The following is an 11510-nucleotide window of genomic DNA, read 5'->3' on the forward strand; positions in this document are numbered from 1 at the left end:
GCTATTACTCATTAAAAGCCAAACAAAAACCACTCTTCAAAAAATTCAAAATCAAAGCAAGCCCTAATGACCGATTGGGTTTTAAAAAAAACAAAAGCGCCCTGAAAGGATAAAGCCAGAAGAAAGATTCTGGCTTTTAGCCTTTCAGGGCGCAATATTGTTGAAGTCTGTGTGCCGTTTGTCATCGTAGACATTGTTAGTCATCGTAGACATTGTCAGTTGCCATTTGCAATGCTTGTCATCATTGGCAACATGCGGCACAAGGCGGGATGTCGTCGGGATAACCGTTAGTTGTTTATCACCTTCTTGCCGTTGCGGATGTATATACCCTTTGGCAGGCTGTTGATGTCGTTGCCCATATATGTTCCGCTGATAGAGTATACACGGCTGTCAGTTGTCTTGTTTACAGTCACCTCGTTGATACCGTCAACAGGTTCGCCGCCGCCCATGAACTTGAATGACACGATGCCCTTCTCCGTATCGTTAGTGATGTCGGTGATAGGCTTGCCCATTGTCTCTCCATTGTATGTCCATGCCTTCATAGGCTGTGAGTCGTCTGTCAGCGATGTAGCGTTCGATGTGCCAGGGAAGAGGTCACCGGCAGCCTCAGCCTTATAGTCTTCGATGCTGAATACTTGTCCGCCGTATTTTGCCACGAGGTCAGCGTTGTGCTCCTTCAGGAATGTGATGTAGCTGTCCTCGATGGTAGAACCGAGGAAGTATTCAGGAACGAACATACCGTCGGCAGCCATGACATGCATGCGTGGATGACCTTCAGTGTTGTTCACCTTGCATCCTCCGAGTGAGAACTGGCTTGAGAGATAGTCAACGTGGGTCACCATCAGTCCGTTGCCGAACAGGTTCTTGTTCCAACCATTGTTCTGCACGTTCTCCACGATATAATACTCGTGGCCCGTCTCGTCCTTGTCGTTATAGATGCGGAATGCTGCGCCACCCTCGTCAAGCGATTTCAGTTCCACGTTTGAAGGACCGGTCAGTGTGCCGATTTCCATCCATCCCAGACGCTCGCGCTCCCATGCTGTGTAAGCAGTAGGGCGGTATCCGTTCGCTGTATATTCTCCGGCGTCCATCAGGCTCCAGTAGTCCATATTCTGGTTTATGCAAGCCTCTGCAATTGAACCAGATTTCGGATATAGGTCAGGCAGTCCCATGCAGTGTGAGAACTCATGGCAGAAAAGTCCGATGCCGTTTATTATCGGTCCATTCGCCTGGTCAGCCGGTGTGCCGTTCAGCTCGTTGTTCACGCCATAGCGCTTCACGTCCATTCCGTCAAACGATTTTGCCAGTGAGAGATAACCCGATTTCGGGTGTATGCAGTCTGTAGAGTTTCCGGCGATACTCTGTGAGAATCCGGCGTAGATGATGTAGATGAGGTCGATATTACCGTCGTCGTTAGAGTCATATTGGGTGAAGTCCACCTCGTCGTCAACAGCTGTGCAGGCGTCGGTGAGCAGCAGTCCCATATTCTCCTCTGATGAATATCCCGCTCCGTATGTTGCGAGAGGTTTGCCGAGGTTCACAGGACCATACACTTCAAATTCCGGCTCGAATTTTCCGAAGCTCATGTCTTTGAAATACTTAGCCACGCCGGCATAGTTCTGTCCCATCTCCGGGTCGGTCTCCTTGTTGAAAAGTTCTTTGCCGTTGAGATATTTGTCGAAGGTAGCCTTAGGATTCTCCACGCTGAATTCCACGTCGCTGAATTCCACGAGGATTACCGGTATCTTGTGTTTGCCGAGCGAAGGCAGCAAAGAATTGTCCGGTGTCATAGGCTCACGTCTCACCTTGTTTGCCTTTGCCTGTGTCTCCATCGAATTGTAGAAAGCCTTGGCATTCTGTGCTTTGATGGCAGAGATTTCCTTTATCGTTCGCATGCTTGGCTCGTGGGCGAGCACTCCGGTTGAATACAGAGTGCCGTCGGCTTTCACGCCGGCGATATAGAAGTTTGTGCCTTCCTGATAGAGCAGTGTGCCGTCAGAAGCGAGGAAATAACTCAAGTCCTCGTCTCCGTAGGCTCTAACGGTTATAGTCGTTCCGTCAGCCTGCTTGATGATATTGATTCCAGGCTTCATTTTCACTGCCCCTGCTGTCATTGCGGCAAACAGAAGTCCGAATAGTAATTTCTTTCTCATTGTGCAGTATTAATAATATTGAAGTTAATATCGTTAAGATTAAGATGGCCGAAGGCTATTGTTCAGCCTCGTTTCCGTTCAGTTCGTTGAAAATCTTGTCGAACAAAGCCCTGAGAGCTGTCCGGTTGTTGATATAATCCCTTATCACCTTCAGGTTCTTTTCGTTTTCGCTCCCCGGAATCCATAGTTTTATGTATCCCGTATTGGAGTATTTGTTGTCGAGATGTTCCGTAAACCTGTCCCATTGCTGCTCCATGCTCATCTCCGGATAGTGGTCGCGTCCGTAGAGTATCGTGCGTCTGAACACGGTGTCGGGTTCGAGTTCCCTGTCAGCCTCAGCCACAATCTTGCCGTAGATGCTTCTTGGAGCGTGTGATGCCGAAGCCCTGTGGTCTTCCACTGCCTCCTTCATAATTTTCATCTGTTCGGCAGAGAACCATTTCTTCAGTCTTGTGTCTGAAATCAGTATTTTCCCGCTCGTCAGGTGGTGTATAGCTCTCGGTCCCTCCAGTCCCAGGTCGTGGTAAGCCGCCGTGACATAAGCCATGTTGATGTCGGCACCGATTTTCCTGGCCAGAGCCAGCGACTGTTTGATGACATGGTTGACGTGGTTCAGACGATGGGCCTGGTCGAAATTGGCATATCTAGGTAGAATCTGTGTCTCGACAAACTCCATCAGGTCCAAACTTACATTAATGTCTATCATGCAAAAGTAGTTCTTATTTTTTTGCAAATATACGATTTAATGTTTATTTTTGCAAGCCATTGGCGGTTTTAACACATTTGAACCCCCATATCGGCAAAAAGATTGAGCAGATGAATGATACTACAGTAAGAACTAACTCCCTACGTGCTTGGTTGTGTCCTGTAGAGATTGTCGGAGAGATGGTATGGAGAGCTGGATAGAATTAAGAACAAGAATATAAAGGAAAATAATCGATAAAACTATAGAATTATGAGAACAAGAACTTCAACATGGTTTGAGTGCAAGATCCGTTACGACAAGATGATGGAGGATGGAATGCAGAAAAAGATTACCGAGCTCTACGTTGTAGACGCTCTCAGCTTCACGGAGGCAGAGTCGTCTATCATCGACGAGATGTCGGCTTATATAAGCGGTGAGTTTGAGGTGCGCGACATAAAGAAGGCGCCTTATGGAGAGATTTTCTTCAGCGAGGATGCATCCGCCGACCGTTTTTTCAAGGCAAAGCTCCAGTTTATCACTATCGACGAAAAGACAGAGAAGGAGAAGCGCAGCAACGTGAACTACCTCGTTCATGCCAACACTTTCAACCAGGCAGTTGCCAACATAGACAAGGTTATGGGAACTACAGCTATCGACTATGTAATAGCTTCTGTAGCCGAGACACAGATAATGGACGTCTTCGAGCATAACTCAGCCGCCAAACTTAAGAAAGAGGAGCCCAACGACGTTCCGGAATACGAGCAGCAGCCGGCTGCCGAAGGCGGGGCAACGGCAGAATAAGGTGCGGTGATAGATAGCAGAGTCAGGAAATCTTATTTTCAACTAAAATTATATTACCATGGATTATGATGTAGCAGGCAAACTGCGCGAAGTTAAGAGCAACATTCCCGAGGGAGTGACTCTCGTTGCCGTGAGCAAGTTTCATCCCAACGAGTATATAGAGGCAGCATACGCCGAGGGACAGAGGGTGTTTGGCGAGAGCCACGAACAGGAACTCTCAAAGAAGTATGACACGCTGCCCAAGGATATTCAATGGCATTTCATCGGACATCTGCAGACCAACAAGGTGAAGTATATCGCACCGTATATCTCTATGGTGGATGCCGTGGATTCGCTCAAGCTGCTCAAGGAAATCAACAAGCAGGCTGCAAAGCACGACCGCGTGATCGATGTGCTTCTCGAACTGCATATCGCACAGGAGGCGACGAAATACGGACTGACGATTGACGCCTGCCGCCAGCTTCTCGACGATGGCGAATGGCGGAATCTTAATAACGTGCGTATCTGTGGACTGATGATGATGGCATCGAATACCGATGACGAGAACCAGATACGCTCAGAGTTCATGCAGGCTGCCGACTTCTTCGATGAGGTGAAGGCAAAGTATTTTGCCGACTCTGCAGCTTTCTGTCAGCGTTCCTGGGGAATGAGCCACGACTACAAGATTGCCGTGGAATGCAGAAGCACTATGGTGCGCGTTGGCACTACCATCTTCGGACCGAGAGTATATTGATGATGAAGTAATGCTTTAACCCAAAACGGTCATTAGGGCTTGCTTGAATTTTGATTTTTAGAAGAGTGGATTTTGTTTGGCTTTTAAAATGAGTAATAGCAAGCTATTGCGAATTAAAAACGGACAAAAGACGCCTTATAAAAAGCAAAAGACTGCAAGTAGTTATAAAATATCACATTTAACGGCCTAATGGCCGATTTGGGTTTAATCTCAATGGGGTATTATCCCGTTTGGAGTTAATGCGACTTATGCGATAATCTCCAGATTCGTGATTATGATAAAATCGACTTTCCTGCCGGTATGACAGCCTGCCGGGAAAGTCGATTTCATTTTGGGTTTAACCCCAATTGGTCATTAGGGCTTAACGTTCTGATAACCGATATGGGGTTTAATCGTATGCGTCAGGTTCAGGCTTCTGGGTGTCGTCCGTGTTTCCGTAGGAATTGTCGCCTGCTTCACCGTTGTTGTAGCCTGTGGCGGTTTCTTCATCTGTCGGCATGTCGATATCCTGGTTTTCTCCATCCGCCCTCTCTTCGTCCGGGGTTAACGAGAGATTCTCTCTTACGCCATCGTATTCATGGATGCTCAGGCTCTCTGGCGAACCGATGTCGCCCCATTCCATTACGATTTCTTTCGGTTGCATGTATATTAGGGCGGTCCTGTTGTTGTCCAGTGCCACTACCATCGCCCCGCTGTTCTCCTTCACCACGCGCCCCGCTTTTCTCATGCGTTTCTTCAATTCCTGCAGCATTCTGTCCAGTTTGCCTTTCATCGTGACATCGTTGGAGAATTTCAGTCGGAACGATTTGACTTTCACATCGTTCCACATGTAGCCCACTTTCCTGCCGTTGTCTTCATCACACCATTCAACGTTGTAGCCGCCCTGTCCGTCGCTGACGCTATAGCTTATGTTGCCGTAGAAGTTTATTTCCACAGAGAGATAGACATTGTCTGTCATCCTGTCGTAGCTTATTTTAGACTTGTCCTTAAACCAGAATGCAGAAGTGCCAGGGTGTTTCTCGTCGCTATATTGATACAGAAATTTCGACAGCGCCTTCACGGCAGTCTCAGGAGTTGACTCGAATGACACCCCTTCCATTCCGTTTTGGTTCACATTCAGTTTGTCGAGCAGCTGCGGTATGTCCAGATAGTTACATTCCACGGCATCATCTCCCATCATGTTTTCAGCGTGTACCATCTTGGGCAGATTAGCCAGTTTTTCGTATTGTTCATCAATTATCGAATAGCTCCTGTCCGTCCTCATCACCAGAGCATGCTTGTTGTCGAGTTCTTCAAATCCACACGCCCCGCGATAAGGTTCTTTGTTCAGATGGTTGCCGTTTGTGTCAACAAACCACATGCCTCCTTTGTCCTCGTCCCAGTTATATGCCGTCAGCCTGTTGTCTCCGTCAAACGACAGGTAGTTGTATTTCGGTTTTATCAGCGTCTTGCCTTCCAGAGACATCAGTCCCCATCCGCCCTCTGAGTAATATGTGAACATACCGTTTCTTATTTGTTCGATGCCCGTTATCTTTTCGTCCGGTTTTATCACCACTTCCTGTTTTTCGTTGATGATGCCCCATATTTCCGTATCCGAATCCTTCTTCTTTACACACACCGGCAGCAAGCCTTCTTTGAATTTGCCCACCTGGTTGTATTCGCTGCCGTCTATCTCGAACAGTATCTCCCCTTTGGTGTTCAGGACAGTATATTTGAGCTTGTCGTAACAGAAGCTTGTGTATTCCGTCTTGTATTTCTTGTCGATGGCGATGAACTTGCCGTCGCTGCAGTCCATTATAGCGCAGTAGTTGCTTGGTATTACGGAGTTTCCGTCCATGTCAATCACTCCGTAGTCCTCTCCGGCTATGTATTTTGCGTAGCCTTCCTGGAATCGGAATACGGTATTGACCCTCTTTCCGTCGATCTCATCCAGAGTCTTTATCGTTTTTCCTTCAGTGTCTATGATGGTGATGTATTTGTCCTTCTCGCATACTATAGCCCTGCCGTTGCTGAAGATTGTGGCGCCGGTATATTCAGAGCCAATCTTTTCCGGTTTCTTCTCCGCCTTGTATATCTCCCATAGGTTGGCCTCGTTTTTCACCAGGAACACACCGTTTCTCACCACGGTAGGTTGGTTTTTGAACTCTTGTGAGAATAGTACTTCTCCATCGGTTGTTATCATTCCCCATTTCCCTTTGTCCGTTTCCATATAAGGGAATGCCGTCACGTAGTCGTTGGTTTCCTTGTTGCATGATGAGAGTATCATCACCATGAACAGCAGTAAAGGTGTCAGTCTATTCATAACAGATTTTTTTGTCGTTATTGTTTTCGTGATATTATCTTTTTTTATGTGTCTTTGCCATGCGATGAACGGATTGTCGCTTTCTTTTTTGCAAAGATAGGTGTGGTGGGCAGATAAATAAATGGCATTTTCTTCCAAAAAACTTGCAAATCCTCTCAAAAAGCATGCAAATCGTTGGATTCCCTAAAATGTTACATGAAATGTTACAACAATAAGTATAAGCGTTCTTTTTGTATTGATGTCTTGTGTGCAGGGTGCTAACAAGGTGGTTGCAGGTTTCATTATGTCTGGTTAGCGTGATGGAGTCTGTTCAGGGTTGTCCTTGGTGCAGTCAGATGAATTACAGGTGCCGGATAAGCAGGATTGCGTTGGTCGCTTTGTAGGGTATAGACACAAAAAAGCCGAAGAACTGAGTTCCTCGGCTTGGTCTTTTCGCTTAAATAGTTCTAGCTTTCGCAGAATTACTTGTTAGCTGTTGTGTCAACAGAAGTTGTGTCAACAGAAGTTGTGTCAACTGTATCAACTGCTGCAGTGTCAGTTGTATCAGCGCCCTCAGCCTGAGCTGTTTTGTTACCACATGATGCGAAAGAGATAGCTGCGATAGCTACGAACATTAAAACCAATTTTTTCATTTTTCTTTGCTTTTTAAATCTGTAAAACAATCATTTGTTTATTAAAACGCTGCAAAGGTAAGTAATTTTCTGATACGTTGTTCTCTTTTTTAGAGTTTTTTTTAGGGGTAAAATGTAACTTTTTTGTAAGTTACTGTTAATCAGTGAAATATGAAATTAATCAAAGTGTTAAATTTTCTATAATATTTTTTGTGTGCCTTTACAATCCCTTGTTTTTATAGTAGAGTTTTTCTTTTTCCTGACTTAATTTTAGGAAAACATCAGCCCTGCATAGCGGTTTTTATGGAAAAATGAGCTACCTTTGCAAAACGAGCGATTCTTTTATATATATAATAATGTATGTATGGATGAATAATATATGGTATATTGCAGTTTTAATTGTAATTACCAAGGTGAACAAAAATATCGAAATACAAGAAAATGATAGATACATCCGTTTTTCAAGGAAAGACAGCCGCTTATTTCACATTGGGCTGCAAACTCAATTTCTCTGAAACCTCAACATTCGGCAGGATGCTCCAGGATATGGGAGTGAGGAATGCCGCTGAAGGAGAGAAAGCAGACATCTGCCTTATCAACACCTGTTCGGTGACCGAAGTTGCCGACCATAAGTGCCGTCAGGCAATCAATCGTATGGTGCGCCAGCATCCCGGAGCTTTTGTTGTCGTTACCGGATGTTACGCCCAGCTTGAGGCAGAGACCATCAGCAAGATAGACGGTGTGGACCTTGTATTGGGAGCCAATGAGAAAGCGAGTCTCATACAGTATCTCTCCGACGCCTGGACCCAGTTGCAGTCAGACTCAGAAACCGCTTCGGACGGAGAGTCGCTCCACAGGCATTATTCCGTGAAGACGAAAGACATCAAGACCTTCGCACCCAGCTGCTCCAGAGGCAACCGTACCCGCTTCTTCCTGAAAGTGCAAGACGGATGTGACTATTTCTGCACATATTGCACCATTCCCTATGCCCGCGGATTCAGTCGCAACCCAAGCATCAGCTCACTCGTGGAACAGGCACGTCAGGCTGCTGCCGAGGGAGGCAAGGAGATTGTTCTCACCGGAGTCAACATCGGTGACTTCGGAGCCACCACCCATGAGAGTTTCCTCGACCTCGTGAAGGCTCTCGATGGAGTGGAGGAGATAAAGCGATTCCGCATAAGCAGTCTGGAGCCAGACCTTATGTCAGACGACCTCATCGAATACTGTTCACGAAGCCGCGCCTTCATGCCACACTTCCATATCCCGTTGCAGAGCGGTTCCGACGCTGTGTTGAAACTCATGCACCGCCGTTATGATTCGGCGCTTTTCGCACACAAGATAGAACTGATAAAGAAATATATGCCCGACGCCTTCATCGGAGTAGACGTGATGGTGGGAACAAGAGGTGAGACGCCCGAGTATTTCGAGGAGACATACGAATTTCTGAAGCGCCTCGATGTCACCCATCTCCATGTGTTCCCATATTCAGAGCGCCCGGGCACTGCCGCCTTGCGTATCCCGTATGTGGTTTCCGACAAGGACAAGAAACTGAGGAGCAAGCGCCTCATAGAACTTTCCGACGAGAAGACACAGGCGTTCTATTCCCGATATATCGGACAGGAAGCGGAGGTGCTCTTCGAGAAATCCACCCGGGGCAGGGCGATGCATGGCTTCACACGCAACTATGTGAGAGTGGAGCTGCCGGCGGCAAAGTCTTCGGATGATCTTGACAACCAGCTCGTGATGGTCAGACTCGGTGGTTTCAACCATGACAAGACAGCCCTGATGTGTGAAATCTTAGACAGATAACAAATATAACTTTCAATAATGATGCCGTTATAAGAGGGTATACACATTATTATATATTAATACAATATTATATAATATAGGCAGAGCCTCTTGTCTCGGTGGAATTAAAAAACCATAGCGCTATGGATAAGATAGCAATAGTGATACTCAACTGGAATGGAGTGGGTATGATGGAGAAGTTCCTGCCCTCTGTCTTGCAATACTCCATAGAGGATGGCGCCACGGTATATGTCGCCGACAATGCCTCTACCGACAATTCCATGCAGATGCTGAAAGAGAAGTTTCCGCAGGTACGCACCATACAGCTCGAGAAGAACTGGGGCTTTGCCGAAGGCTACAACAAGGCGCTGGCGCAGATAGACGCAGAATACTATGTGCTCCTCAACAGCGATGTAGAGGTGACACATCATTGGCTCGTGCCTTTGCTCGAGTTTATGGACAGCCATCCCGAAGCAGCCTTCTGTCAGCCCAAGCTGCTTTCTGAGAAAGACCGCAACTCTTTTGAATATGCCGGGGCGTCAGGCGGATATATCGACAAGTACGGCTATCCCTTCTGCCGTGGCAGGATATTCAATACCGTTGAGACCGACGACGGACAGTATGACTATACCACCAATATACTATGGGCTACAGGCGCCTGCCTTATGATTCGCTCCGAAGATTATTGGCGTGCCGACGGTCTTGACGGACGCTTCTTTGCCCACAGCGAGGAGATAGACCTCTGCTGGCGTTTGAGGATAATGGGAAAAGACGGTTACTGCGTGCCCGACAGCGTGGCATATCATGTGGGAGGCGGTACGCTGCCAAAGGGAAATCCGATGAAGACCTATCTCAATTTCCGCAACAACCTCACTATGCTATACAAGAATCTCGCCGACGACGAACTCAAGGGAGTGATGCGTATGCGCTGGTTTCTGGATTATCTCGCCGCCTTTCAGATGCTGATACTGGAGAGGAAATTCAAGGACTTCAAGGCTGTCGTGAAGGCGAGAAGAGATTTCAAGAAATGGAAAGACGATTTCATAGACGACCGCAGTTTCATACAGGCCTCGAGGTCGGTAGAAAACAAGGATATACAGGGCTTCTGCAGTTTCTCTATCCTGTGGAAATATTATGCCAAGGGAATCAGGAAGTTCTCTCAGCTATGACCCTCCCTTTTCCTTACATAACAATATTTTAAAACCGCTATATTATGAAAGACTCCGATACTATCAGCTCATGGGATGAACTGCTGGCTTCGCTTGAGACCGCAGTCAGTCATCCCGTTGATACGGCATGGCAAATATACCGATATTTGCAGAACAACTATACCACTATGGGCTCGCATCAGGTGCGCATGCTTTTGGTGGCATATCTCAAGCTGCCGGTAGACCGTCCGTCGCTGGTGCATTCGTGTGTTCTCGGCATCGCCGTGAAGATCAGTTCGGAGTATGCCGACTTCCAGTTCCCGCAGTTTCTGCAGATGTGGGGTTACGACAGATATCTGCGCGAAGAAGACAAGCAGAGGCAGACGGGAAAGGACGGCCGCAGCTATCCTTCGCTCATGCAGCGTGTGGAGCGCAGACTCCAGTCGTATGCCCTCCATCATCAGAGCGAGATGCCCCATCCCGTTGACGGCATCAAGGATATGGTAGCCGTCAAGGTGTTTGAGAAGCAGATGAAAGGCAAGCGCCGCTACTTCGCCAAGCTTGTGGCTTCAGACGGTATGGAACTTGTGGCGAGCAGCCACCTCTTTCCATGCAAACCGTGGGAGATACAGGGACGGATGTATTCCGTGTCGGTAAGGGTGTCGAAGGAAGGCAACGAGAGGGCAGACGAAATAGTGGTGTCAGAGAAAAACATTGCTGACGCGTTTCCGTCCGTGGTAGGTTATGTAGACGGTGTGGATATGGGTCACGGTCATTATCATATATACGATTCATTGTCGCGACATTTCGTGGCAGAGAAGCCCACACTTATGGTCAAGCAGCAGGATTTCGTGGTTTTCTCGCCTGTCATACCGGCAGTAGACAAGTTCAAGAGTGCCATAATCTCTACTGTCCTGCCTCATGACGAAGGTATGAAAGCCTTCGGAACGATGAAGGCGGAGATAACATATATGAATACCGACGAAGGTTATCTGCGCTATCGCATAACATCTCCAATCGCCGACACTCCGGAAGGCACCCTGGCGGAAGAAGGCTTTGCCCGTCTTTCTGCCGTTGCCGACGACAAGATGCGCCAGTCTTTGAAAGTAGGCGATAGTGTCAGTCTTCTCCTTTTCCTGAAAAGAGGAAAAGATGGAGAGAAGCGAAACCACGTGGTTGAGATATCGTAAGCTGTAGCTTTTGATGAGCAAAGCATAGGCTTCGGATTTCCCCCACGGCGTGGGGAATCAATCCCCCTTATGTGGGGTTTCATTCCCCACGCCGTGGGG

9 protein-coding genes are annotated in these 11510 nt (G+C 47.4%); 5 read left to right on the top strand and 4 right to left on the bottom strand.

What is annotated here, in order from left to right; genetic code table 11:
- Positions 1 to 287 precede the first annotated feature (287 nt).
- Positions 288 to 2153, bottom strand: a complete 1866-nt coding sequence (locus QVO99_RS08580; RefSeq protein WP_022317198.1) for a M6 family metalloprotease domain-containing protein — start codon at positions 2151 to 2153, stop codon at positions 288 to 290.
- Positions 2154 to 2208: 55 nt separating this feature from the next.
- Positions 2209 to 2859, bottom strand: a complete 651-nt coding sequence (locus tag QVO99_RS08585; protein ID WP_022317199.1) for an HD domain-containing protein — start codon at positions 2857 to 2859, stop codon at positions 2209 to 2211.
- Between the two features lie 249 nt (positions 2860 to 3108).
- Between QVO99_RS08585 and QVO99_RS08590 the strand changes: the two genes are divergently transcribed.
- Together QVO99_RS08590 and QVO99_RS08595 are read left to right on the top strand one after the other, a co-directional pair.
- The gene (locus QVO99_RS08590) at positions 3109 to 3639 is read left to right on the top strand and encodes a DUF4494 domain-containing protein (RefSeq protein ID WP_022317200.1); all 531 of its coding nucleotides are present in this window, start codon (positions 3109 to 3111) and stop codon (positions 3637 to 3639) included.
- Positions 3640 to 3697: 58 nt separating this feature from the next.
- Entirely contained in the window at positions 3698 to 4372 is a 675-nt protein-coding gene (locus QVO99_RS08595; RefSeq protein WP_022317201.1) for a YggS family pyridoxal phosphate-dependent enzyme, read from the top strand.
- 388 nt (positions 4373 to 4760) lie between these two features.
- On the opposite strand, the gene QVO99_RS08600 is transcribed toward QVO99_RS08595, so the two are convergent.
- Both QVO99_RS08600 and QVO99_RS08605 read right to left on the bottom strand, forming a co-directional pair.
- Entirely contained in the window at positions 4761 to 6674 is a 1914-nt protein-coding gene (locus QVO99_RS08600; protein WP_022317202.1) for a WG repeat-containing protein, read from the bottom strand.
- Positions 6675 to 7135: 461 nt separating this feature from the next.
- On the bottom strand, positions 7136 to 7306 hold the full coding sequence (locus QVO99_RS08605) for a PG1828 family lipoprotein (protein ID WP_022317203.1): 171 nt from the start codon (positions 7304 to 7306) through the stop codon (positions 7136 to 7138).
- 420 nt (positions 7307 to 7726) lie between these two features.
- Between QVO99_RS08605 and mtaB the strand changes: the two genes are divergently transcribed.
- From mtaB to QVO99_RS08620, 3 genes are all read left to right on the top strand, one after another.
- Positions 7727 to 9094, top strand: a complete 1368-nt coding sequence (mtaB, locus tag QVO99_RS08610; RefSeq protein ID WP_022317204.1) for a tRNA (N(6)-L-threonylcarbamoyladenosine(37)-C(2))-methylthiotransferase MtaB — start codon at positions 7727 to 7729, stop codon at positions 9092 to 9094.
- A gap of 122 nt (positions 9095 to 9216) precedes the next feature.
- Positions 9217 to 10242: a glycosyltransferase family 2 protein gene (locus tag QVO99_RS08615; RefSeq protein WP_022317205.1), complete on the top strand. Its 1026-nt coding sequence runs from the start codon at positions 9217 to 9219 to the stop codon at positions 10240 to 10242.
- A 44-nt stretch (positions 10243 to 10286) separates the two neighbouring features.
- Positions 10287 to 11411, top strand: coding sequence for a hypothetical protein (locus QVO99_RS08620; RefSeq protein ID WP_022317206.1), 1125 nt, complete (start codon positions 10287 to 10289; stop codon positions 11409 to 11411).
- Positions 11412 to 11510: the final 99 nt, after the last annotated feature.

It is taken from the genome of Prevotella sp. CAG:592, assembly GCF_000436015.1.
GTDB classification, from domain to species: domain Bacteria; phylum Bacteroidota; class Bacteroidia; order Bacteroidales; family Bacteroidaceae; genus Prevotella; species Prevotella pectinovora.